This window comes from Spiribacter salilacus (assembly GCF_009649225.1).
Taxonomy (GTDB): domain Bacteria; phylum Pseudomonadota; class Gammaproteobacteria; order Nitrococcales; family Nitrococcaceae; genus Spiribacter; species Spiribacter salilacus.
The window spans coordinates 370,140-391,475 of sequence record NZ_WJPP01000002.1 but is presented as its reverse complement, the minus strand read 5'-3'; the positions used below and the strand labels follow the sequence as shown (position 1 = coordinate 391,475).

Sequence of the window (21,336 nt, the reverse complement as noted above, 5' to 3'; positions counted from 1 at the left end):
ATGACGACGCGTGATGTTCTGCAAGTTTCTGGATTATCGATTAGGAATGCCAACCTGCCAAAGGCGGCGCCGGTACTCCAGGATGTCTCGTTTTCAGCGGCGCCTAAGTCTGTGGTGGGGATTATTGGAGAGAGTGGTGCAGGAAAAACGGTGCTTGCCAAGGCGCTAGTTAATTGGGTGGCTTCGCCCTTAGAGATTTCTTCCGGCCAGCTCTTTTTTGAAGGCGTTGATCTACTGAAGCAACCTGCCGAGCGGTTTAATGCCATGCGTGGCCGCGAAATTTCTTACATTGGCGCTGATCCAACCAGTGCGTTGGATCCCACCGTGCCCGTGGGCAGCCAGATCGTGAAAAAGTTGGTCACCGTAAAGCCAACGCTCAGTAAACGAGAAGCCAAAGAGTTTGTGATTGAAACGTTTCAAGCGGTTCGCATCCCATCGGCAAGTAAGCGGTTCAACGATTACCCGTTTCAGTTTTCTGGTGGGATGATGCAGCGTGCGTTGATTGTTGATGCCCTTGTTACCAACCCAAAATTACTCATCGCCGATAATATTACGCAGCCTCTCGATGTTACGGTGGCAGCGCAGATTTTGAGATTGCTCAGACAGCTGCAGCAGGACTTTGAGACGGCGATCGTGTTTGTGACTGCGTCCCTTGGTACCGCGGTCGACATCGCAGACAAAGTCTTGGTCATGAAAGAAGGCCGAGTTGTTGAAAGTGGCGGTACGTCTGGATTGTTGGCAAATCCTCAGGATGACTATACCAAGCAGCTAATTCATCAAGTTCCTGATATATGGGGTGCTGAGCCTTTTCACAGCGAGCAAATTGATGAGCATCCTATTCTGTCGATTCGTGATGTATCCAAAACCTATCAACTGGCAGACCCGGATGTGGTGTTCGGAAAGCAAGCTGTGCAAGCAGTGCGAGGCGTTTCGTTTGATGTTCGCCGAGGTGAGAATTTTGGCGTTATTGGTGAATCGGGTTGCGGAAAATCCACGCTTAGTCGTTTGTTAAGCGCCCTTGAGAGCCCAGATACGGGAGAGGTGTTGTTCAACGGCACATCATTGTCTTCTATGAGTAGCAAGCAACTGCTCAATTGGCGCCAGAAAATGCAATTGATTCTGCAAGACCCTTATAACTCCATTCCAAGTTATATGACCATCGGCGACATCATTGCTGAGCCTTTGCGGATTCATAATCTCGAAAAAGGCAATGCGCTATGGACGCGCGTCAAAGCCGTGATGACAGAAGTTGGGCTAAACCTTGATCTAATACATGACTTACCGGCCGGGCTAAGTGCGGGGCAGCGTCAGCGAGTGAGTATTGCTCGGGCGCTGGTGCTAGAGCCTGAAGTGCTGATATTAGACGAAACCCTTTCCGCGCTAGATCAGGTTGAGCAATCTAAATTGCTGGCGCTATTTGCAGATATCAATCGACGCCGAAGCATCACGTGTATTTACATCTCGCATGATCTGGCAATGGTTAGACGTATTTGTGATCGAATTGGGGTGATGTATTTAGGGAAAGTGGTAGAGCTAGCGGATAATGAAAGTTTGTTTAGTAAGGCCGGCCACCCCTATACCCGCGCGCTTTTGAGCGCTGTGCCGGTACTAGAAGAAAAGCCATTCGAAGAGTCAGTTTATTTGCTTGATGGCGAGCCACCAGACCCCATCAATATTCCTGCAGGGTGCAGTTTTAGAACACGTTGCCCGTTTGCGATTGACCAGTGCGCTCAAGAAGAACCAAACCTAGAAGTTTATGAAGAAAAAGGCAGCGCCGCTGCATGCTACGTCGGTTATGCAAAATTGCCTTAGAGGAAAATATGAAAGAAAACACCCAAGAGCTCCAGGATTTTTTTGTAAAAAAACACGAGACGTTAACAAAGTGGCGGCAACATCTACATCAGTACCCCGAGGTTGGGTTTACTGAGGTTGAAACGAGTGCCTTTATTGCCGAGATTTTACAAAATATGGGGCTGAGCGCTGACCAGGGTATCGGCGGTACCGGTTTAGTGGCCACGCTTGAAGGTGACCGGCCAGGCCCAACGGTTGGTTTGCGGGCAGATATGGATGCATTGCCAATATTGGAGCAGACCGGTCTGCCCTATGCATCAAAGTATGATGGCATTGCGCACTCCTGTGGGCATGATGGGCATATGGTTATGCTGTTGGGCGCTGCTGAGTATTTGGCAAAGACACGCAATTTTCCCGGTACGGTGCGGTTTATTTTTCAGCCAGCAGAAGAAGCGCTTGGGGGCGCGTTGGCAATGCTCAAGGATGGGCTGTTAAAGAAATGGCCGCTCGACCAGGTATTTGCCGTACATAACTGGCCGGGCATACCTGTTGGTCAAATGGCTGTGCAGCCGGGAGCTGTGATGGCATCGTCTGATCTGTTTAGGATTGAGCTTAACGCCAGTGGTTCTCATGCAGCTTTACCTCATCAGGGCACCGATGCAATCGTTGCTGCCGCTACGATGATTTCTTCAATTCAGACTATTACGTCTCGCTCGGTTAACACGCAGCATCCGCTTGTGGTGTCGGTCACCCAAGTGCATGGTGGAGATGCGGTGAATGTTTTGCCTCACCAGGTCATCCTTAAAGGAACAATCCGTACCTTAGATAATGACACGCTTCAGTTTACCCATCAGCGGCTCGCCGCGATTGTGGACAGCACCTCAAGTATGTATGACATTGAATGTACCCTCAGTACCGAAAAAGCGTTCCCAGTCACAATAAACACCCCTAACGAGGCTGCATTTTCAAAAGCAGTCGCGGGAAGCCTTTTAGGTGATGAAAATGTGATCACTGAATATCTGCCAAGTATGGCTTCGGAAGATTTTGCCTACTTACTTGAAGAAGTGCCGGGCAGCTACGCCTGGGTTGGTAATGGCCGAGATGTGCCCTTGCATCATCCGGAGTTTGATTTTAATGACGACATTCTGCCGATTGGCGCAAGTTATCTGGCAAGTCTAGTAACTAACGCCGGCGATTTAGATAGGAGAGAGAAAGATGCGCTTGAAAGATAAAAAAGCCCTACTGATTGGTGCAGCAACAGGTATAGGCCGGGCAACTGCCCTTGATTTTCACCAAAATGGGGCAAGCCTTGTTATTGCCGATATCAACAAATCGGGTGCTGATGCTGTTGCTAACGAACTCGGTGAGAACGTTTCAAGCATCTACTGTGATGTTGGCTCTGAGGAGAGCGTTGCAGAGGTAGTAAAGGAGGCAGAGGCTCGACTTGGCGAAATAAATACGATCGTGGTTTTTGCCGGGCAAATGAAAACAGGCGAAATCAAATCGTTTGCTGCGGCTGATTGGGACAGCCTCTTCCAAGTGAATGTAAGGGGCACGTTCTTTGTTGCTAAGCATGGGTTGCCAGCAATAATTAAAGCGGGTGGCGGCGGCAGCTTTATTACAACATCATCCTTAGCAGGGCTGCGTGGGGCAGCGGGAATGGCAGCGTATGCATCGGCGAAGGGCGCGGTTCTAGCGTTCACAACCGCATTAGCACAAGAAATGGCGCCGCATAATATTCGGGTCAACTCTGTTCTGCCCGGGTGGATTGATACCCCATTTAATGAGTCTGCAATCAAACTAATGGGTGGTGCCGAGAAGCATCAGAGCATTGTTGAACGGCTTGTTCCCTTAGGCCGACAAGGCACCCCCGATGAAGTGGCGCCCATTTATACATTTTTGGCATCGGAAGAATCTCGGTATATTACGGCCAAACAAATGATGGTTGATGGGGGCATGGCTCACTGAGATGAAATCGACACAAAGCGAGTTCGGTGATTTATCGCGAGAAAAGCTCGGCTTGAAGTTAAAAATGGCAAGACGAGCAAAGGGCCTAACCCTCAAAGAGTTAGCGATGCGCTGTGGCTGCTCTGAAAGTCTGTTGTCTAAAGTTGAGAACGGGCATGCGCTTCCGTCAATCAAAATAACTCACCGGCTCGTGCACAACCTAGACACAAACATCACCTGGCTATTCGACGAATCCATTCCGCACAATGAACCAGTGCTTAGAGAAGGCCAGCGGCCTGTGATTACCTTAGATTACTACCCGGGTGATCACGCCGGAATCCGCATCGAGCGAATCATCCCTTACCGCGAAGGCCATATGCTTCAGTCCAATATCCATCATATTGAACCGGGGGCAAAAAGTGGTGAAGCATTTGTGCATGAAGGCGAAGAAACGGGCTACATTCTAGCTGGTGAGGTGGTTCTTGAGCTTGATGATGTGACCTACCACTTACAAAAGGGCGATGCATTTTGCTTCCCCTCTGACATCCCCCACTCCTACAGCAACCCGGGCGCCTGCACCGCTAGCATTCTTTGGACTTGCACACCGCCAACGTTCTGAAGCGTGGAGCGAACCGAAATTGATTGCTACACCCGGGGTCAACGCAATTCACTGAACACTTCAGGGTGTTGTTCCGCAGTTGGACATTGCCCTTGTTATATTGCTTTACCTCCTCGAGCCCCTCGAGAATTTCCGCTCCGATATTGCGCTTACTCACGAGGTATGAGCGTCGGCTGGATGGCCTATGCATACTTCAATCGCCCTTGCGGTTCCGGGACCGGCCGGCCAAGCTCCCTTGCCGTCTCGATCCACTCCTCAATCACCTGCTGAGCGTTCACCACGGCCAGTTCATAGCTTTCGCCGTCCGCCATGCAACCTGGCAACTCCGGAACCTCGACGACAAAGGACTGGTCCTCGTCGCTCCAATAGATGATCAGCTCGTACTTAATTGACATCAGTCTCTCCGGTATTCCCCCATCTATAACCGAGGCGATAAGTAGAGCTCATCACGCCTTGAAATTTCGTGTTGCCATGCCGAGGTTTTAGCACCCATTATGCCGGCGCCACATGGCGGGATCGTGGCCGTCAGGTACGTCGTCACAGGCAGATGAGGCGTCGTATCCCCGCAGCTTGTTATAACGTTTTACCTGGTTGGGTGAGATCACGTCCATGGTTTCTAGATGAGCGGCCAGGTGGGCGTAACGCAGATCGCTGCGTCGTTGGGCGATGGTGTCGAGGTGCTCCCGCAGCCTTTCGGGCGAGAGCTGACCTGACTGAAAAGCTGCTTCTAAAGACGCCTCGGCCTCGATAAACCTCTCACCCGCTTCAATGGCCCGGGTGCGCATCCGTTCATAGATGTCATTGATGGCGTTTTGCTGATTGTCTTCTAGCTCAATTTCATCCGCTAATTCCATCAGGTGAGTTGGCCCTGGAACGCCGTTCAGCTCCGCCGCCAGAGCCAACCCCCAGCCGCCGCCGCGGCGCAACTCGGCCAGATCGTCTTCAGAAAGGCTCTTGATGGCCCGATTCTCCTGGCCGCTATAGGGCGAGTGGGCATGTTGAGCCGACCCCAGACTGGGCGGTGCTATCAACATAAGCGCAATTAGTAAGCGTTGTACCGTCTTCATTACGACTCCTCCCAACCAAAAGGGTTTTGTGTGCTTTGGCCCGGCGGTTTTCGATACGCGAAGCGTATTGTTAAGCCGGGCTAAAGCACACTAAACCGTTCCCGTGAGGCCCACGTTGTTCTTCTCCAACACCCGATCTGCCCGATAGCTCGAGCGCACCAGTGGGCCAGAGACCACTTCCAAAAAGCCCTTTTCCAGACCGATTTCGCGGAAGCGGTTAAATTGCTCGGGCGTTACGTAGCGTTCCACCGGCAGGTGATTAACGGTGGGCCGAAGGTATTGGCCGAAGGTGACGATGTCTACGCCAATGGCGCGCAGGTCATCCATCGTTTTGATGATTTCCTCATCGGTTTCGCCAAGGCCGAGCATTAGGCTGGTTTTGGTCAGCACATCGGGGCGGCGAACTTTGGCATGCGCCAGCACATCAAGGGTTTGCTGGTAGCCAGCGCGGGGGTCTCGCACAGGGTGGGTGAGCCGCTCAACGGTTTCCACATTTTGCGCAAAGACTTCAAGGCCGGTGTCGACAACCGTGTTAATGGCTTCGGTGCTGCCATTAAAATCAGGGGTGAGTGCTTCAACCGCGGTGCTGGGGTTTTGGCGTTTGATCTCTCGAATGCAGGCGGCGTAGTGGCCAGCGCCGCCATCGGGCAGGTCATCGCGGTCTACTGAGGTGAGTACAACGTACTTTAACCCCATCAGTGAAACGGTTTCGGCCGCGCCTGCTGGCTCTTCGGGGTCTAGCCAGCCGCGCGGGTTGCCCGTGTCTACCGCGCAGAAGCGGCAGGCACGCGTGCAGACATCGCCCATGAGCATGATGGTGGCGGTGCCCGCGCTCCAGCATTCGCCCATGTTGGGGCACATTGATTCTTCACAAACGGTGGCTAAGCGGTGTTCGCGCACCGTGTTGCGCACTTTTTGAAAGGTCTCGCCCGTTGGGATTTTTACGCGCAGCCAATCGGGCTTGTCGCCACGGGTGAGGGGCGCCGCGGCCCGGTTGGTTTTCATGCCATTTTTGATGGCGCGCACGCCATTTGGCTTTGAGACTTTTTGGCCGCTAACGACCACCGGTATACCTTTTAGCTCGCTCATTCTGACTCCGCCTATGCTCTGTCAGTCTTTCCCATAAGGGTTGTTCATTACTGAAAACCAGTTGGCATGTGATTTATCGGCCTTTTTGCGCCAAGCTTCCACTTCTTCGCGGCTGAACTCTTCACGCAGTTCATCGTCGCTAACTGAGCGTGGGTCGTCTGCGCAGTCTTGAGCATCTGGCTTAGTTTTCTTTTCGTCTGCCATCAAGCGGGTTTCCATTTTGTCCTGTTATAGTAATAGGAGTATACGCGTTCACATGGGGCTGACTCTATGTCTGGTGAAGCACAACTGACAGTACAGCAGGAACTTGATCTGCGGGGGCTGAATTGTCCGCTGCCGATTTTGCGCACTAAACAAGCACTGCGGGAGTTAACGCCGGGCGATTGTGTGCGTGTTGTGGCCACCGATCCTCATTCTGTGATCGACTTCACGGGGTTTTGTGACACCACCGAGCATGAGCTAATTGCCCATGAGCAGGCCGAAGGTGAATTCACATTTACGATCCGTAAAGGCCCGCACCCTGCCTAAGCTTGGTTAACGCCGACTCTAAGACTACCGCTAAGCGGCGTTTTAAAGACGGCGCTGGGTGATATTTAAGGGCAATCAATTCCATTTTTTCGCGGCGCTCGAGCAGTAAATCGTCGCTGGTGCCAAGATCATCCACCAAACCGAGTTCCAGCGCTTTTTCGCCCAGCCAGTGCTCGCCCGTGGCCACCTTTTCGATGTCGAGGCGGGGTCGATAGCGGGTGATATGCGCCTTAAAGAGTTGGTGCACCTCTTGTAAGGATTCACGGAAATGCGCGCGTCCTTCATCGGTATTGCGACCAAAAACGGTCAGGTCGCGCTTGTTTTCGCCAGCGGTATGCAGCTCAAAGTCAATATCGTGGCGTTTGAGCAGGCCATGAAAGTTTGGCAGCTGCCCCACCACGCCAATCGAGCCAACAATCGCAAAGGGCGCAGCCACAATCCGATCGGCCACGCAGGCCATCAGATACCCACCCGAAGCGGCTACACGGTCTACGCTAATCGTCAGCCGAATGTTCTTATCACGCAGCCGGGCCAGTTGGCTGGCAGCTAAGCCGTAGCCTGGCACCATGCCACCGGGGCTTTCTAAACGCAGGAGCACCTCATCATCACTCCGCGCATTGGCCAATACCGCAGTAATTTCTTCGCGTAGCGAATCGGTGGCCGTGGCGCGCAAATCGCCGTTAAAGTCGAGCACAAATAGCCGGGGTAGGCGGCCTTCGCCCGTTCGGGTTTTGCGCTGTTTTTTGCGCTCACGCCAACGTTTTAAAAAAGAACCTGCCTGCCGGCCAGACTCGGTAATGCGCCGGCCCATTTCTTGGTAGCGCTGATTAAGCGGTGTGACTTCAAGGGATTCTTTGCTTCGGCCCCGGCCGCGCCCAGTGCTGCCGCTGAGCATTCCGATTAAAATACCGGCGGCAATCAGCAAAGTAACAACGCGTGCTAAAAAAGCGGCATAGTCTTGTATAAATTCCATCCCTAAAGTGTACGCGATATGAGTGACGAAGCGACAATGCTGAGCTTACGTGAGCTAGATCAGCACAACCAAGTTCCCAAGGGCACGAGTTTTAGAGCGTTTAAGCGTATCGAGCCACAGCTTACCGAAGGTATTGATTTTGTTCTAATTGACCCCAATAGCCAAAAAGGACAGGCACTGCTCGCCAACGGCAAGGCTTATTCCAGCAGCCGAGTCATTATATTGGTGACTGAGCAGACCTATGCCGCGATGCAGCAGGCTGCTAATCTTTAGCGGTTATGGTCACCTTAAATACGGTTATTGACTGGTTGCGCCCCTGGGAGCCTTCGGCCCCGGTCATCATCGTGTGCGCAGCGGCAATCAGCTTGTATGCAATTGGGATGATGCGGGGGGCTAAGCCCGGGTTTTGGCCTGCGCTGTCTTTTTTTCTGGGTATGGGGCTGATGTATGTGGTAACCCAAACCCAGTTTGACTACTACTCGCAGTACTTGTTTTCAGCGCATCGTTTTCAGCATCTCATCTTGCATCATCTAGGCCCTTTTTTAGTGGCCTTATCAATGCCAGCTGCCGTATTGGCAGCGGGGTTACCGGCATCGGTTAGGGCTTGGCCGCAGGGCCGAGCAGCGCCAGTTTTTTCGGTGTTGCGGGTGCTCTATAACGGGATTCAGCAACCGTTTTTGGCGGCATTTTTGTTTGTGGGCATTTTGTATTTTTGGCTCACGCCCAGTATTCACTTCTACGCCATGCTCAGCCTCGATTTATATTGGCTGATGAACTGGACAATGGCCCTTGATGGGCTGTTGTTTTGGTGGCTAATTTTTGAGCGGGGGCGGGCTGGCGTTACGCCACGCTTAAGCCCTGGTAAGCGTATTTTATTGCTGGGCATGATTATTCCACCGCAAATTGCGCTGGGCGCCTACATCACCTTTAGCCGGCAGAACCTGTTTGATATTTATGATGTCTGTGGCAGAGCGTTTCCAATTTCGCCGCTGTTGGATCAACAAATTGGCGGTTTGATTACCTGGATTCCTGCTTCAATGATGAGTGTGGTTGCCGCGATTATTGTGCTGGCCTTTCGATTGGAGAAAACGCATGCCCGGTCTTAGTCATCTTAAACGCGGTTTGCTGATTGGGTCTTTTGCCTTGGTGTTGCTGCTTAGCGGCTGTATTGGTGGCGACTATGCCACCAAAGGAGTTTACGGCCTGCTGCCTGATCTTAAGTTTGACTTGGTTTCAGAAACGGGCCAACGAATTACTGAGGCTGATTTAAAAGGCTCTACTGTGGTGGTGTTTTTTGGTTTTACGCATTGCCCTGATGTCTGCCCCACGGCAATGGCGCGCTTGGCCGCAGCGCTAGATCGGGTAGATCAGTCGATTGGTGAAGAGGTGAATGTGCTGTTCGTTTCGGTTGATCCGGGCCGTGATTCACCAGAAATGCTGGGTCGATACACCGATTTTTTTAGCGAATATATTATTGGTGCAACTGCTACCGAGCCTGAGCTGCGGGAGATGACCAAACGCTATCGGGCCACATTCGGGTTTGATGAGCCTGATCAGTTTGGTAACTATAACGTCTCGCACCCCAGCGCGATGTATGTATTTGATGGCTCGAGCCGCGCCCGAGCCATCTTCCGGCCTGCCGATACCATTAGCGATATGGCAGAAGACTTACGCCGAATCAGCGGCAGTTAATCTTTAAATAAGTCCTTGTCAGTTACCGCGCCATAACTGGCTGAGCTCACTAACTTGGCAAATTTGCCGAGTACGCCGCGTGGGTAATTGGGCGGACGAGGCTGCCAGCGTGCCCGACGCTCTGCCAGCGTGGCATCGTCTAACTTCACCTCGAGCAAGTTGTGATCTGCATCGATTACCACCGTATCGCCTTCCTCAACCAGTGCGATATTGCCGCCCACCGCAGCCTCTGGCGCAACATGGCCAACCACCATGCCATAGGTACCACCCGAGAAGCGGCCATCGGTAATCAGGCCAACGGCATCGCCTAAACCCCGACCAATAATGGCAGAGGTAGGCGCCAGCATTTCGCGCATGCCCGGGCCGCCTTTTGGCCCCTCATAGCGAATGATCAGTACATCGCCGGCACGAATTTGGTCGCTAAGAATGGCATCCATGGCTAGCTCTTCAGAATCAAACACGCGGGCAGGGCCCTCAATGCGGCGCTGCTTAATGCCGCTGACCTTGGCAACGGCACCTTCGCTGGCCAGATTGCCGCGCAAAACGGCTAAATGCCCTTCGGGGTACATGGGGTTATCGAAGGTACGAATGATGTCTTGATCGCTAGAGGGCTCTGCCGGCACATCAGCGAGCAGCTCTTCGATGGTTTGCCCGGTAATGGTAAGACAATCGCCATGCAGCAGGCCTTTGCTGAGCAGCATTTTCATGACTTGCGGTGTGCCGCCAACATCATGGAATTCGCTCGTCACATAGCGGCCAGAAGGCTTGAGGTCACAAAGCACGGGCACACGGCGACGAATCATTTCGATATCATCGATTGAAAATTCGACTTCGCAGACATTGGCGATGGCTAGCATGTGCAAAACGGCGTTTGTAGAGCCGCCGAGCGCCATGACAATGCTGACGGCATTTTCAAATGCCTTACGGGTCATGATGTCGCGCGGTAGGCGCTGGTGACGAATTGCATCCACTAGTACTTCGGCAGAGCGCGCCGCCACGGTGCGTGCCTCATCATCAATGGCCGATACGGTGGAGGAGCCCATTAAGCTCATGCCCATGGCCTCAAACGCACTCGACATGGTGTTGGCGGTATACATGCCACCGCAAGAGCCAGCGCCTGGGCAGGCGTTCATTTCTACGCCTTTAAGATCTTCATCTGAGAGCTTGCCGGCTGCGGCTTCACCCACCGCTTCAAACGCACTCACAATGGTGAGGTCTTTGCCCTTGTAGCGCCCAGGCTTAATGGTGCCGCCATATACAAAGATGCCAGGAATGTTCAGCCGTGCAATGCCCATCATGGCACCCGGCATATTTTTATCGCAGCCGCCAGTAGCCAAAATGCCATCGAGCCGCTGCCCGTTGCAGACCGTTTCAATCGAATCAGCAATCACCTCGCGTGAGACCAGCGAGAACTTCATGCCCTCGGTGCCCATGGAAATGCCGTCTGAAATGGTGATTGTGCCAAAGCTTACCGGCATGGCGCCGGCTTTACGCAGTGCATCGGTAGCCCGCTCTGCCTGTGCGCCGATGCCCATGTTGCAGGGGGTGATGGTGCTGTGTGCGTTACCAACGCCTACGATGGGTTTTTGGAAGTCTTCATCCTTAAACCCAGCAGCCCGCATCATCGCGCGGTTAGGAGTTCGGGCAAGCCCTTCGGTCACGACGCGGCTGCGGCGGTTATCGGCCATTGGTTATTCCTCGTTTTGTGTAGCGGGCAAATCGTAAAAGAGAAAAATACGAAACTTATGGCGCTGTGGCAAATGCGTGATGCTGCGTATCTGGCATACTGCGGTTTTTTAGAACTTGGGCAATGATGGATAGCCGGCGGTGACAACCCCAAAAAAACGATATCAGTTAGATGTTCAAGAAGCCGGATTTGTGCATGATCCGGCACAAGAAGCGGCCATCGATGCGCTCACCGAGCTGCATGCGCAGTTAGCTCAAACCCCACCCGCGCCCATTGCCAAGGGGCCCGTTAGCCGGTTGTTGCGTAAACGCTCAGCGCCCGCTGCAGTGCCAGGGCTGTATTTATGGGGGGGTGTTGGGCGCGGCAAAACCTATTTGATGGATCTTTTCTACGAGTGCTTGCCCCCGGAGCAACGTCGCCGACTGCATTTTCATCGTTTTATGAAAGCCGCGCATGCCCGCCTGCGCACCCTGCGCGATCAGGAAGATCCCCTAAATGTGTTGGCCAAGGAATGGGCCAGCGAGGCTCGTGTGCTGTGCTTTGATGAATTTTTTGTCAGCGATATCGCCGATGCGATGATTTTATCGGGGTTACTGCACGGTTTAATCGAAAACGGTGTCACCTTAGTGGCAACCAGCAATGTGCCGCCAGCGGATTTATATGCCGATGGGTTGCAGCGTGAGCGCTTTCTACCTGCCATTGCGCTGCTCGAGGAGCACACGCAAGTACTCAATGTGGATGGTGGGGTTGATTATCGACTGCGTCTGCTCAGCCGGGCGCCCGTGTATTATGCGCCGGCCAACGCAGCAGCCGATCAGCAGCTGGCCCAAACGTTTGAGTCGTTATCGCCAGAGCGTGAGCGTGCAGAGCCAGAGCTTGAAATTAATGGTCGTGAAATTAAGGCACGCGGTGTGGGCGATGGTGTGTTGTACGCCAGCTTCAATGCGCTGTGCCAAAGCCCGCGCAGTGCCGATGACTATATTGAGCTAGCCAAGCAATTCCATACGGTGCTGCTTGCCAATGTGCCCATTATGGATCATGACTGCGATGATGCTGCGCGCCGATTTATCGCGCTAGTTGATGAATTTTATGATCGCAGCGTTAAGCTGATTATTTCGGCGGCCGCTGAGGTAGATTTGTTGTATCGCGGGTATCGGCTTGATTTTGAATTTCGGCGCACGCTATCGCGCTTGCAGGAAATGCAGTCGCATGATTATTTGGCGCTGGCCCATCGCCCTTAGCCCATTGCGCATAGGCCATGTGCTACTGCATTAACTGGGTTACATGCCGCTGAACGCCGCGTGATAGCGCACCTAAATCATAACCGCCCTCGAGTATCGAGCAGATATGTCCGCTGCAGCAGTAGTTTGCAACGGCCACGAGCTCATCGGTAATCCACGCAAAATCATCGGCACTCAGCTGTAAATGGGCCAGTGGGTCTTCGGCGGCGGCATCAAACCCGGCAGAAATAATAATAAGCTCAGGATCAAACGCGATCAGGGCATCAGTCGCTTCGCCATGAAATTGCTGTCGATAATTTGCCGAGTCTGTGCCCGCTGCTAATGGCAGATTAAGGATATTGTCAGGCCGGTTATCGCGGCGTGTGCCGGTGCCAGGAAACAACGGATGCTCGTGTAAAGAAAGATAAAACATGCCCGGCTGATCGCTCAGCATGGTCTGTGTGCCATTGCCGTGGTGAACGTCAAAGTCAACCACGGCAACACGTTGAATGCCATGCACTTTTTGGGCATGAAAAGCAGCAATGGCGGCATTATTGAATAGGCAAAAACCCATCGATTCATCGGGCTCAGCATGATGCCCTGGCGGCCGCACCGCGCAAAATACCCGCCGTGCATCACCCGCAACAATCGCATCGATGCCTTGTATTGCAGCACCAGCGGCATGCAAAGCGGCTTCGCCAGAGTCAGGGGAGAGCACGGTGTCTGAATCTAAGTGGGTACGCCCTGTTTTGGGCACCGCTGCGAGCACCCGTTCGATGTACTCAGCGGTATGGACCCGCTCTAGCGCTTCGCGGGTGGCAGGCATGGCAGTGTGCCGCTCGAGTGTAGCAAACGCGGGGGTATCGAGTGCGGCCAGAATGGCGCGCAGGCGGTCGACTCGCTCGGGGTGGTCGTCGCCGGTATTGTGCGCAAGGCAGCTTGGATGGGTAATTAGCCAAGTGCTCACAGGCATTACTCCAAACTTTGGAAGGTCTGGCGCCAGCCTAGGTCAAATGGCCCATCACCGGTTTCGGGGCGCACCTCAACAGAAAAATTGACGGGCTGCCCGGCTTTTATTTCCAGCGTGCCGATGTAAGACACCCAGTCATCGTTCTTCACCTCGCGCATACGAACTTCTATTACCTGCTCATCATCGTCGATGGCAAGGGTACGAACACGGCCACGAATGGGCGAGCCGTCATGCAAAATCGTAATCATCAGCATGCCTTGAGTGCGACTGCGCACAATGCCGTATTCCTGAGCAACGGCATCATTCAACAATCCGGTGGGGATAGCGTTGTAATGAATTTCGAAATCTTCAAAACGCTGCGCCTGCTGAGCGAATACGCTTAGCGGTAAAATCATCAATAGGCAGGCCACGGCGGGGGCAACAAGGGCATAAGGCTTAAACCGCATAATGTGCTCTCCTTACGACTGACAGAAACGGTAAAGGGCAATTTCTCCCAATAAATTGGGCAGTAAGTTACCTGCAAAACTCTGCTGATAGTTATGAGATAACACACGCCGCTCTAGGATGCGAATACCCAGGTCTTCGCATAAGATCTCAAAATCACGAATGGTGCACAGGTGAATGTTTGGCGTTTCATACCAGCCATAAGATAGCGCCCCACTCATCGGCATGCGCCCACGCAGTGCAAGGTGGGCGCGAAGGCGGTAGTAGGCAAAGTTAGGAAAGGTCACAATGCCCTCGCGGCCAACGCGCACCATCTCTAGCAGAAGCTCTCGTGGGCGCTGCACGGCCTGCAAGGTTTGGGTCATGATCACCTGATCAAAAACCTGATCATCAAAATCAGAAAGCCCTTGGTCTAAATCGCTCTGAATTACGTTAACGCCATTGGCAATGCTTTGGGTAATTTTCTCTGGATCAATCTCAAGGCCGTAGCCCGTTGCTTGCCGAGAGTCGAATAAATGCCGCAGCAAAAGCCCATCGCCACAGCCTAGGTCGAGCACGCGGCAGCCTTTACCCACCCAGCTGGCAACAATATCCAAATCGGTACGCAACTTAGATGTGCTCATGCTGCAGCCCCTAAGTTGATGCCACGCATAAACGCAGTAAAAGTATCTAGGTACTGTGGCACCGGCATTAAAAACGCATCATGCCCATGGTCTGCTTCAATTTCGGCATAGCTCACCGATTTATTGGTATCGAGCAGGGCGCGCACAATTTCTCTTGAAGCTGAGGGCGGAAAACGCCAGTCACTGGTAAACGAGGCAACAAAATACCGTGAGCGCGTGTGTGCCAGTGCTTGGCCTAGGTCACCGCCATATTCGGCGGCTGGGTCAAAATAATCCAGCGCTTTGGTCATGAGCAGATAGGTGTTGGCATCAAACCGGTCAACAAATGACTGTCCTTGATAGCGCAGGTAACTTTCTACCTCAAACTCCACATCAAAGTTGTAGCCGTAATCGCCATTGGCCCCACGCTGATCGCGGCCAAATTTCTCGCGCATGGCGGCTTCTGAGAGATAGGTAATATGCCCAAGCATGCGGGCGAGCATTAATCCGCGACGCGGCCGATCGCCGGCTTGTTGGTAGCGCCCCTCGTGAAATTCGGGGTCTGAGCGAATGGCTTGGCGAGCCACCTCATTAAAGGCAATGTTTTGGGCGGATAGTCGGGGTGCCGCGGCAATGGCTACAACATTGGCCACCCGATCAGGCAGGTCAATGGCCCATTGCAGGGCCTGCATACCGCCTAAGCTGCCGCCCGCCACGGCCGCCCAGCGCTGAATACCGAGGTGATCGGCAAGCAGGGCCTGGCTGCGCACCCAGTCACGCACGGTAACCAGCGGAAAGTCAGCCCCATAGGGTTGGCCTGTTGCTGGGTTTAAGCTGGTGGGGCCAGTAGAGCCGTGGCATCCGCCTAAGTTGTTGCTGCACACCACAAAGAAACGCTCGGTATCGAGCGGTTTGCCAGGGCCAATGCAGGCCTCCCACCACCCGGGTTTACGATCATCATCGGCATGGTAGCCGGCGGCATGGTGGGTGCCAGAAAGGGCATGGCAAACCAGTACGGCATTGCTGGCATCGGCATTCAGCGTGCCATAGGTTTCGTACGCCAGCTCAAAGCTCTCTAATGTGTGACCACCGTCTAATTCGAGCGGCGTGTTAAAGGTCACACTTTGCGGGCTTACTAGCCCAACAGAATCAACGGGGTAGGATGTGGCCATAACTACATCATTAACCCAGGTGCAATGCGGTCGAGCGGTGGCATTACCAGCATACGAACCACCTGAATGGCAATAATGGCAGCCAGTGGCGATAGATCAACCCCGGCAATCGGCGGAATGATGGCGCGAAGTGGGCGCATGATGGGTTCGGTTAAGCTCAACACTACGGTCATGGCCGGGTGATAGCCATCTGGGCTAATCCAAGACAGTAAAACGCGCATAAAAATGGCAATGAGATAAATATTGAGCAGCAAACTAATGAGTTCTGCGGGCGTGCGCAAAATCAAATAATCAATCCGTGGCGATACCCCAGCAATTATCATGAGCAGCGCCAGCGCAAGCATTTGTAGCAGCACCATCACCACCAGCGCGGGTAAATCGATACCCCCCCAGCCTGGCACGACGCGGCGGAACGGATGCAAAACCGGTTGTGTGATACGCACTAAAAACTGTGCCAACGGGTTATAAAAATCCGCGCGTGCCCACTGCAGCAAAAAGCGCAGCATGATGGCCATAATGTAGAGGTTAAAGGTGATGTCTACTAAAAACGCCAGCGGGCTTGAGAGATAGCCAGGGCCCATCATTTATTCTGTCTCCTCCAGCTCGTCACCCAATGCATGGGCGCGTTTGGCTGCGGCTTCTAGCGCGCGTGCATAAATGGCTAATAAATTGGCTTGATCAAACTCGTCGATGGCTGCCGCGGTGGTGCCACCGGGTGAGGTAACCCGTCGGCGCAGCTCGGCAGGCTCTTCGCTGCTTTCTAATGCCATTCTTGCAGCGCCCAACGCTGTTTCCAGCGTAAGTAGCCGGGCTGTTTTTGCATCTAACCCCAAAGCCTGCCCTGCGCTTTGCATCGCCTCCATTGTATAAAAAAAGTAGGCGGGCCCGCTGCCAGAAAGGGCTGTAACAGCGTCCATTTGATCTTCTTGAGTCAGCCATACAATGATGCCCACTGCGCGCATCGTTGTTTCCGCTAGCTCGTGCTGCTCAGGCGCAACGGCGGCATTAGCAAAAAGTGCGGTAGAGCCAGTGCGCACCAGGGCAGGGGTGTTGGGCATGGCGCGCACAATGGCCACATCTCCACCTAACCACTCGGCCAAGCTACGGCTGCGAATACCCGCGGCCACCGAAATGACCAAGCTGCCTTGCGCTTGTATTTGTTGGCTTAAATCACGCGCTACTGCAGAAATCATGGCAGGTTTAACGGCCAGAATGACTGCATCTGCCCCACGGGCAGCCGTTGCGTTTTCTTCAAAAACTTGTACGCCAAACTCTTCCGCCAAGCGTTCACGCCGCTCGGTGTCTGGCTCGGCTACGCGCAATGCCGCGGGTGGATGACCATCAATAATCAGCCCGCCGATGAGGCTGCGCGCCATATTGCCACCGCCAATAAATGCGATTACTTGTTCACTCATGGGTCTTCTCCGGCCGTGGTCCAAAGACTGCGGTGCCAATGCGCACAAGCGTGGCGCCCTCGGCAATCGCGGCTTCTAAATCGTTTGTCATGCCCATCGATAGGGTATCAAGGTTCAGGCCTTGCTGGACTAATTCGGCTTGCAGTTCGGCGAGTTGCCGAAATGCTTGCCGTTGTGCTGCAAAATCCACCACTGCCTCGGGCAGTGTCATTAGCCCACGCAGCCGCAGGCCGGGCAGGCTGGCTACCTCATGCGCTAATGGGGTTACCTCATCTGGGGCAACGCCAGACTTGCTGCCCTCGCCACTCACATTAACCTGAATGCAGCAATTTAATGGCGCAAGCTCACTCGGGCGTTGCGCCGAAAGGCGCTGAGCAATTTTAAGCCGGTCAACGGCATGCACCCAGTCAAAGCCCTCGGCCACTGCACGTGTTTTATTCGATTGCAGCGGCCCAATAAAATGCCACTCAATATCGGCATCAGTCAGTGCGTGGCGTTTTTCTTCTGCCTCTTGTAGGTAATTCTCACCAAAGGCGTGTTGCCCGGCAGCAATCGCCGCTTCAATGGCGGCCACGGGGTGTCGCTTGCTCACGGCCAGTAACGAGACACTGCCGGGGGCACGATTCCAGCGCTGCTCAGCCGCCCGTATTTCGGCACGAACGGTATCGAGGTTGCTGGCAATTGTTGTTGCTTGTGCATCATTCATAGCGGTGATGATACGGCGCCTGAGGAAGGCGCGTCGAATCCCATAAACAAGCCCTCGGCTGTAAATCCGATCACTGCAAAATCCGCACGCAGGTCGGCCGGCGTGTTGTGTAGGTATTGCTGCAGCAAATTTAGCGGTGGGCCATTAAAAACGCCGGGGCGATCGGTGCTCAGTGCAATGCGTGAGGGAATGTTGTTTGACTCTAACGTGGCAACGCCGGCAATGGCAGTGTCGGCCACCGCAGGTACCAAAAAGCGTGAAGGCACAGCGCGCGCGGGTAGCCCATATTGCCCGCCAATAATTACTAATCGAGTGTGGCTCGCCTGCCGCTCAGCAAGCCCTAGCGCGGGGCCAATGCCTAAATCTTCGCCTACAATAATCAGGCGTTTTTTGGCTGGGGGCTGCACGGCAGCGCCCTGTAGTGATGAAGTGCTAATCGCCATACCGGGGCGCAAAGTCTGGGGCACCAAGGCGCCGGGCACTAATCCGGCCAGCCATTGCTCATTGGCGTGGCAATCTCTAACCGGTAGACGTAAGCGCTGTCCATTTATGTTTAACCATAGCCATTGCCCGGGCGCGGCGGGTTCGACTGACCAGGGCAGCCTGAGCAACCACCAATCGTCTAAAACCGGCGTGGCGTCAATTAATGTGGTGGGTGTCATCGATCGGCGGATGCAGTATGCACCGGGCGCCCTCCCACAAACGTCCACAGCGCTCGGCCATTAAGCTCCCAACCTAAGAAGGGCGAGTTTTTACCGCGGCTTTTGAGCGCTTTGGGTGTGCACCACCACGGCTGATGTGGGTCTATTACCGCAATATCGGCAACGGCGCCCGCGGCAAGCCGCCCACTTTCTAACCCGAGTAATTCAGCCGGCTTGCTGGTGACGGTTGCCAAGGCAGGCAGCAGGTCTATCACCTCTTCTTCGACTAATCGCAGGATGAGCGACAAAAGTGTATCGAGGCCCGATGCCCCCGCGGCGGTGTTGGCAAACGGGCCCTCTTTGGCATCGGGCTCATGGGGTTGATGATCTGAGCAGATAATGCCAATGGTGCCAGCCTTAAGCGCCTGACGCAGCGCTTGCCGGTCAAAAATGCTGCGTAGTGGTGGTTGCACATGAAAGCGGGTGTCATACCCTACCGCGTCTTGCTCTGTTAAAAAGAGCTGGTGGATGGCCACATCGGCGCTGAGCTCGGGATGGTGCTGTTTGGCCTGATCGAGCAACCTAACCCCTGCTTCGCTAGAAAGTCGGCCAAAATGCACGCGCGCCCCAGACACCTCCGCAACGGGCAGCTGCCGGCCTAAGCCAGCGGTTTCTGCTGCCACTGGAACGCCGGGTAAACCTAAGCGCGTGGCCGTGGCGCCCTCATTTAAACAGCCCTGTGCCAGGTGTGTATCCAGCGGCGTGAGAAGGCAAGGCAGGCCAAAGGTTTTGGCATATTCCAACGCACGACGCAGCACTAAAGTATCTTGAACGGGTTGCCCGCCGTCTGACAAGGCAGGGCAGCCAGCCGCCGCCAACGCCGCGGCACCGGCTAAATGCTCGCCTAACAAGCCCTGAGTCAATGCCCCTAGCGGCACAACCCGCGCCGCATTCGCGCCTTCTGCCCGGTGCTGAATTAAATCGACCACCGAAGCCATATCAATTACGGGTTGGGTATCTGGGGGCATCACTAATGTGGTGATGCCCGCGGCGGCAGCAGCGCGCGCTTCGCTGGCAATGTCCGCCTTGCGCGTAGCGCCGGGTTCACGCAAACGGGCGCTTAAATCAATCAGCCCAGGAATTACCCACAGCCCTTTGGCATCAATGGTGCGCTCGGGTGAAAAATCACCAATAGAAGAGCCTAGGTCAACAATCCGCCCATCAGCAATGGCCACATCGCCAATCTCATCATAGCCAGAGGCCGGGTCAAGGATGCGCCCCTGAGAAATTAACAGCCGGCTCATGCGCTATCTCCCGCTGCTTCTGCCTGAGTGCCCAGCACCATGGCCATTACTGCCATGCGCACGGCAATGCCGTTGGTCACCTGCTCAAGAATGACAGAGCGGGGGCCATCGGCAAGGGCTGAGTCAATCTCTACCCCCCGATTAATCGGCCCGGGGTGCATCACAATGGCATCGGGTTTAGCGCTGCTCAGGCGTGATTCGGTGAGCCCGTAGTGCCGAAAATACTCCGCCTCGCTGGGCAGCAAGGCGCCTTGCATCCGCTCGCGCTGCAGGCGCAGGGCGATTACCACATCGGCATCGCGCAGCCCGGCGCTTAAATCGGTATAAACCTGCACACCTAGCGATTCGATATCGGTAGGCAGCAGTGTGGCGGGTGCCACCACTCGCACCTCGCCTGCGCCCAGCCCGTTAAAGGCATGGATTTGAGATCGTGCAACGCGCGAATGACGGATATCGCCCACAATCGCAATGCGCAGCGGCTCAAAATCGCCTTTATGCCGGCGAATCGTAAAGGCATCTAACATGGCTTGGGTGGGGTGAGCATGCCAGCCATCACCGGCATTAAGCACCGCAACGCCTGGGTTGACGTGGCTTGCAAAAAACTCCGCTGCCCCGCTGGCGCTGTGCCGAATCACAAACATGTCAGCCTGCATGGCCTGCAGGTTCTGCAGCATATCGAGCAGGCTTTCGCCTTTGACCGTGGTGGTGCCCACATCCACATTCAGCACATCGGCCGATAAGCGCTTGGCGGCCAGCTCAAAAGTGGTGCGGGTACGCGTGCTAGATTCAAAAAATAAGTTAATTACGGTGCGCCCACGTAGCAGAGGCACTTTTTTAACGGATTTATCGATAACGCCAAAAAACGACTCGGCGGTATCTAAAATCTGCGTGAGCAGTGTGGAAGAAAGCCCCTCGGTGGTCAGGAAATGCTGAAGCCGACCCTGCTCATCGAGCTGTACGCTCATTCACGCGCCTCCTCGATGACTAAGTGCAGCGGTGCCGGGCCGCGCAATTTAACGCGTTGCCGCGGGGGTAATTCAATTGAGCCGCCGCAGACATCGGCGCTAATGGGTAGCTCTCGACCGGGGCGCTCGAGTAATACCGCCAGGCGCACGGCCGCGGGGCGGCCATAATCAAAAATCTCATTCAGTGCTGCACGAATCGTGCGCCCCGTGTAGAGAATATCGTCAATTAAAATAACTACTTGGTTATCGATATCTAGCGGCATACGGGTGGGCCGAACTTGGGCCTGTAAGCCGGCGCGGTCGAGATCGTCGCGATAAAATGCAATATCGACAGCGCCAGGTTCGCCGGCTAAGCCGAGTCGCTCCTGCAGCAAGTTGGCCAGCCAAGCGCCGCCCTGATGGATGCCGACCAAACAGCATCGCTCGGGTTGCTCTTGCTCAACCAGCATGGCAACGCGCTCAGCAAGGGTGTCGATCAGTGTTTCTACATTCGGCAATTCGATG

General features: G+C 54.3%; 26 protein-coding genes. 9 read left to right on the top strand and 17 right to left on the bottom strand.

The genetic code is table 11. The features are described 5' to 3' along the window. Genes GH984_RS04875 through GH984_RS04860 form a run of 4 tightly spaced genes read left to right on the top strand, consistent with a single transcriptional unit; the run spans position 1 to position 4,357 of the window. Positions 1 to 1,812: an ABC transporter ATP-binding protein gene (locus GH984_RS04875; RefSeq protein ID WP_153719071.1), complete on the top strand. Its 1,812-nt coding sequence runs from the start codon at positions 1 to 3 to the stop codon at positions 1,810 to 1,812. Positions 1,813 to 1,820: 8 nt separating this feature from the next. Further along, on the top strand, positions 1,821 to 3,023 hold the full coding sequence (locus GH984_RS04870; protein WP_153719070.1) for a M20 aminoacylase family protein: 1,203 nt from the start codon (positions 1,821 to 1,823) through the stop codon (positions 3,021 to 3,023). Then, positions 3,007 to 3,759 carry an SDR family NAD(P)-dependent oxidoreductase gene (locus GH984_RS04865; RefSeq protein WP_216643622.1) on the top strand — a complete coding sequence of 251 codons (753 nt, stop codon included), beginning with the start codon at positions 3,007 to 3,009 and terminating at the stop codon, positions 3,757 to 3,759. Before GH984_RS04870 ends, GH984_RS04865 begins: the two co-directional genes overlap by 17 nt. Position 3,760: 1 nt before the next feature. Continuing rightward, positions 3,761 to 4,357: a cupin domain-containing protein gene (locus GH984_RS04860; protein ID WP_153719069.1), complete on the top strand. Its 597-nt coding sequence runs from the start codon at positions 3,761 to 3,763 to the stop codon at positions 4,355 to 4,357. Between the two features lie 182 nt (positions 4,358 to 4,539). On the opposite strand, the gene GH984_RS04855 is transcribed toward GH984_RS04860, so the two are convergent. The 4 genes from GH984_RS04855 to GH984_RS04840 form a co-directional block, all read right to left on the bottom strand. Next, positions 4,540 to 4,752 carry a type II toxin-antitoxin system HicB family antitoxin gene (locus GH984_RS04855; RefSeq protein WP_153719068.1) on the bottom strand — a complete coding sequence of 71 codons (213 nt, stop codon included), beginning with the start codon at positions 4,750 to 4,752 and terminating at the stop codon, positions 4,540 to 4,542. A gap of 87 nt (positions 4,753 to 4,839) precedes the next feature. After that, on the bottom strand, positions 4,840 to 5,424 hold the full coding sequence (locus tag GH984_RS04850) for a hypothetical protein (protein WP_153719067.1): 585 nt from the start codon (positions 5,422 to 5,424) through the stop codon (positions 4,840 to 4,842). A 90-nt stretch (positions 5,425 to 5,514) separates the two neighbouring features. Then, positions 5,515 to 6,513 (bottom strand): lipoyl synthase, encoded by a 999-nt coding sequence (gene lipA / locus GH984_RS04845; protein WP_153719066.1) that lies wholly within the window; start codon positions 6,511 to 6,513, stop codon positions 5,515 to 5,517. A gap of 21 nt (positions 6,514 to 6,534) precedes the next feature. Next, positions 6,535 to 6,732 carry a hypothetical protein gene (locus GH984_RS04840; protein ID WP_253939121.1) on the bottom strand — a complete coding sequence of 66 codons (198 nt, stop codon included), beginning with the start codon at positions 6,730 to 6,732 and terminating at the stop codon, positions 6,535 to 6,537. 51 nt (positions 6,733 to 6,783) lie between these two features. Between GH984_RS04840 and GH984_RS04835 the strand changes: the two genes are divergently transcribed. Then, positions 6,784 to 7,041 (top strand): sulfurtransferase TusA family protein, encoded by a 258-nt coding sequence (locus tag GH984_RS04835; protein ID WP_153719065.1) that lies wholly within the window; start codon positions 6,784 to 6,786, stop codon positions 7,039 to 7,041. Here GH984_RS04835 and sohB read toward each other — a convergent pair. Continuing rightward, the gene (gene sohB, locus GH984_RS04830) at positions 7,010 to 8,014 is read right to left on the bottom strand and encodes a protease SohB (protein WP_153719064.1); all 1,005 of its coding nucleotides are present in this window, start codon (positions 8,012 to 8,014) and stop codon (positions 7,010 to 7,012) included. The genes GH984_RS04835 and sohB overlap by 32 nt on opposite strands. 18 nt (positions 8,015 to 8,032) lie before the next feature. Between sohB and GH984_RS04825 the strand changes: the two genes are divergently transcribed. Genes GH984_RS04825 through GH984_RS04815 form a run of 3 tightly spaced genes read left to right on the top strand, consistent with a single transcriptional unit; the run spans position 8,033 to position 9,706 of the window. After that, the gene (locus GH984_RS04825; RefSeq protein ID WP_153719063.1) at positions 8,033 to 8,287 is read left to right on the top strand and encodes a hypothetical protein; all 255 of its coding nucleotides are present in this window, start codon (positions 8,033 to 8,035) and stop codon (positions 8,285 to 8,287) included. 5 nt (positions 8,288 to 8,292) lie between these two features. Beyond that, a complete protein-coding gene (locus tag GH984_RS04820; RefSeq protein ID WP_153719062.1) occupies positions 8,293 to 9,120 on the top strand; it encodes a cytochrome c oxidase assembly protein in 828 nt (275 codons plus the stop codon). Then, positions 9,107 to 9,706: an SCO family protein gene (locus GH984_RS04815; protein ID WP_153719061.1), complete on the top strand. Its 600-nt coding sequence runs from the start codon at positions 9,107 to 9,109 to the stop codon at positions 9,704 to 9,706. The genes GH984_RS04820 and GH984_RS04815 overlap by 14 nt, the downstream gene beginning before the upstream one ends. On the opposite strand, the gene ilvD is transcribed toward GH984_RS04815, so the two are convergent. Then, positions 9,703 to 11,394: a dihydroxy-acid dehydratase gene (gene ilvD, locus GH984_RS04810; RefSeq protein ID WP_153719060.1), complete on the bottom strand. Its 1,692-nt coding sequence runs from the start codon at positions 11,392 to 11,394 to the stop codon at positions 9,703 to 9,705. The genes GH984_RS04815 and ilvD overlap by 4 nt on opposite strands. 139 nt (positions 11,395 to 11,533) lie before the next feature. Between ilvD and zapE the strand changes: the two genes are divergently transcribed. Further along, positions 11,534 to 12,634, top strand: a complete 1,101-nt coding sequence (gene zapE, locus GH984_RS04805) for a cell division protein ZapE (protein ID WP_369691943.1) — start codon at positions 11,534 to 11,536, stop codon at positions 12,632 to 12,634. A gap of 22 nt (positions 12,635 to 12,656) precedes the next feature. Here the strand turns inward: zapE and GH984_RS04800 are convergent, their stop codons facing one another. From GH984_RS04800 to pyrR, 11 genes are read right to left on the bottom strand one after another with little or no spacing between them, the layout of a single operon-like run. Continuing rightward, the gene (locus tag GH984_RS04800; RefSeq protein WP_153719059.1) at positions 12,657 to 13,586 is read right to left on the bottom strand and encodes a histone deacetylase family protein; all 930 of its coding nucleotides are present in this window, start codon (positions 13,584 to 13,586) and stop codon (positions 12,657 to 12,659) included. Next, positions 13,586 to 14,029: a DUF4426 domain-containing protein gene (locus GH984_RS04795; protein ID WP_153719058.1), complete on the bottom strand. Its 444-nt coding sequence runs from the start codon at positions 14,027 to 14,029 to the stop codon at positions 13,586 to 13,588. The genes GH984_RS04800 and GH984_RS04795 overlap by 1 nt, the downstream gene beginning before the upstream one ends. A gap of 12 nt (positions 14,030 to 14,041) precedes the next feature. Then, positions 14,042 to 14,650, bottom strand: a complete 609-nt coding sequence (gene metW / locus GH984_RS04790) for a methionine biosynthesis protein MetW (protein WP_153719057.1) — start codon at positions 14,648 to 14,650, stop codon at positions 14,042 to 14,044. After that, positions 14,647 to 15,801 carry a homoserine O-succinyltransferase MetX gene (gene metX, locus GH984_RS04785; protein WP_153719056.1) on the bottom strand — a complete coding sequence of 385 codons (1,155 nt, stop codon included), beginning with the start codon at positions 15,799 to 15,801 and terminating at the stop codon, positions 14,647 to 14,649. The genes metW and metX overlap by 4 nt, the downstream gene beginning before the upstream one ends. A gap of 2 nt (positions 15,802 to 15,803) precedes the next feature. Then, positions 15,804 to 16,385, bottom strand: coding sequence for a YggT family protein (locus tag GH984_RS04780; protein ID WP_253939120.1), 582 nt, complete (start codon positions 16,383 to 16,385; stop codon positions 15,804 to 15,806). Beyond that, positions 16,386 to 17,216: a pyrroline-5-carboxylate reductase gene (proC, locus tag GH984_RS04775; RefSeq protein ID WP_153719055.1), complete on the bottom strand. Its 831-nt coding sequence runs from the start codon at positions 17,214 to 17,216 to the stop codon at positions 16,386 to 16,388. It lies immediately after the preceding gene. Next, positions 17,209 to 17,922, bottom strand: a complete 714-nt coding sequence (locus GH984_RS04770; RefSeq protein ID WP_153719054.1) for a YggS family pyridoxal phosphate-dependent enzyme — start codon at positions 17,920 to 17,922, stop codon at positions 17,209 to 17,211. The genes proC and GH984_RS04770 overlap by 8 nt, the downstream gene beginning before the upstream one ends. Continuing rightward, positions 17,919 to 18,584, bottom strand: a complete 666-nt coding sequence (locus tag GH984_RS04765) for a hypothetical protein (protein WP_153719053.1) — start codon at positions 18,582 to 18,584, stop codon at positions 17,919 to 17,921. Before GH984_RS04765 ends, GH984_RS04770 begins: the two co-directional genes overlap by 4 nt. After that, entirely contained in the window at positions 18,581 to 19,867 is a 1,287-nt protein-coding gene (locus tag GH984_RS04760) for a dihydroorotase (protein ID WP_153719052.1), read from the bottom strand. Before GH984_RS04760 ends, GH984_RS04765 begins: the two co-directional genes overlap by 4 nt. Next, on the bottom strand, positions 19,864 to 20,832 hold the full coding sequence (locus GH984_RS04755; RefSeq protein WP_153719051.1) for an aspartate carbamoyltransferase catalytic subunit: 969 nt from the start codon (positions 20,830 to 20,832) through the stop codon (positions 19,864 to 19,866). The genes GH984_RS04760 and GH984_RS04755 overlap by 4 nt, the downstream gene beginning before the upstream one ends. Further along, on the bottom strand, positions 20,829 to 21,335 hold the full coding sequence (pyrR, locus tag GH984_RS04750; protein ID WP_439959280.1) for a bifunctional pyr operon transcriptional regulator/uracil phosphoribosyltransferase PyrR: 507 nt from the start codon (positions 21,333 to 21,335) through the stop codon (positions 20,829 to 20,831). Before pyrR ends, GH984_RS04755 begins: the two co-directional genes overlap by 4 nt. Position 21,336: the final 1 nt, after the last annotated feature.

Excerpts from the sequence above, each read along its gene's own strand:
- GH984_RS04850 (WP_153719067.1), bottom strand. The coding sequence starts at position 5,424 with ATGAAGACGGTACAACGCTTACTAATTGCGCTTATGTTGATAGCACCG.
- GH984_RS04870 (WP_153719070.1), top strand. The coding sequence starts at position 1,821 with ATGAAAGAAAACACCCAAGAGCTCCAGGATTTTTTTGTAAAAAAACAC.
- GH984_RS04875 (WP_153719071.1), top strand. The coding sequence starts at position 1 with ATGACGACGCGTGATGTTCTGCAAGTTTCTGGATTATCGATTAGGAAT.
- GH984_RS04795 (WP_153719058.1), bottom strand. The coding sequence starts at position 14,029 with ATGCGGTTTAAGCCTTATGCCCTTGTTGCCCCCGCCGTGGCCTGCCTA.
- metX (WP_153719056.1), bottom strand. The coding sequence starts at position 15,801 with ATGGCCACATCCTACCCCGTTGATTCTGTTGGGCTAGTAAGCCCGCAA.
- GH984_RS04755 (WP_153719051.1), bottom strand. The coding sequence starts at position 20,832 with ATGAGCGTACAGCTCGATGAGCAGGGTCGGCTTCAGCATTTCCTGACC.
- GH984_RS04770 (WP_153719054.1), bottom strand. The coding sequence starts at position 17,922 with ATGAATGATGCACAAGCAACAACAATTGCCAGCAACCTCGATACCGTT.
- metW (WP_153719057.1), bottom strand. The coding sequence starts at position 14,650 with ATGAGCACATCTAAGTTGCGTACCGATTTGGATATTGTTGCCAGCTGG.
- GH984_RS04820 (WP_153719062.1), top strand. The coding sequence starts at position 8,293 with ATGGTCACCTTAAATACGGTTATTGACTGGTTGCGCCCCTGGGAGCCT.
- GH984_RS04865 (WP_216643622.1), top strand. The coding sequence starts at position 3,007 with ATGCGCTTGAAAGATAAAAAAGCCCTACTGATTGGTGCAGCAACAGGT.
- GH984_RS04780 (WP_253939120.1), bottom strand. The coding sequence starts at position 16,385 with ATGATGGGCCCTGGCTATCTCTCAAGCCCGCTGGCGTTTTTAGTAGAC.
- GH984_RS04860 (WP_153719069.1), top strand. The coding sequence starts at position 3,761 with ATGAAATCGACACAAAGCGAGTTCGGTGATTTATCGCGAGAAAAGCTC.
- GH984_RS04855 (WP_153719068.1), bottom strand. The coding sequence starts at position 4,752 with ATGTCAATTAAGTACGAGCTGATCATCTATTGGAGCGACGAGGACCAG.
- GH984_RS04815 (WP_153719061.1), top strand. The coding sequence starts at position 9,107 with ATGCCCGGTCTTAGTCATCTTAAACGCGGTTTGCTGATTGGGTCTTTT.
- GH984_RS04825 (WP_153719063.1), top strand. The coding sequence starts at position 8,033 with ATGAGTGACGAAGCGACAATGCTGAGCTTACGTGAGCTAGATCAGCAC.
- lipA (WP_153719066.1), bottom strand. The coding sequence starts at position 6,513 with ATGAGCGAGCTAAAAGGTATACCGGTGGTCGTTAGCGGCCAAAAAGTC.
- GH984_RS04760 (WP_153719052.1), bottom strand. The coding sequence starts at position 19,867 with ATGAGCCGGCTGTTAATTTCTCAGGGGCGCATCCTTGACCCGGCCTCT.
- GH984_RS04840 (WP_253939121.1), bottom strand. The coding sequence starts at position 6,732 with ATGGAAACCCGCTTGATGGCAGACGAAAAGAAAACTAAGCCAGATGCT.
- sohB (WP_153719064.1), bottom strand. The coding sequence starts at position 8,014 with ATGGAATTTATACAAGACTATGCCGCTTTTTTAGCACGCGTTGTTACT.
- GH984_RS04800 (WP_153719059.1), bottom strand. The coding sequence starts at position 13,586 with ATGCCTGTGAGCACTTGGCTAATTACCCATCCAAGCTGCCTTGCGCAC.
- ilvD (WP_153719060.1), bottom strand. The coding sequence starts at position 11,394 with ATGGCCGATAACCGCCGCAGCCGCGTCGTGACCGAAGGGCTTGCCCGA.
- proC (WP_153719055.1), bottom strand. The coding sequence starts at position 17,216 with ATGAGTGAACAAGTAATCGCATTTATTGGCGGTGGCAATATGGCGCGC.
- GH984_RS04765 (WP_153719053.1), bottom strand. The coding sequence starts at position 18,584 with ATGACACCCACCACATTAATTGACGCCACGCCGGTTTTAGACGATTGG.
- GH984_RS04835 (WP_153719065.1), top strand. The coding sequence starts at position 6,784 with ATGTCTGGTGAAGCACAACTGACAGTACAGCAGGAACTTGATCTGCGG.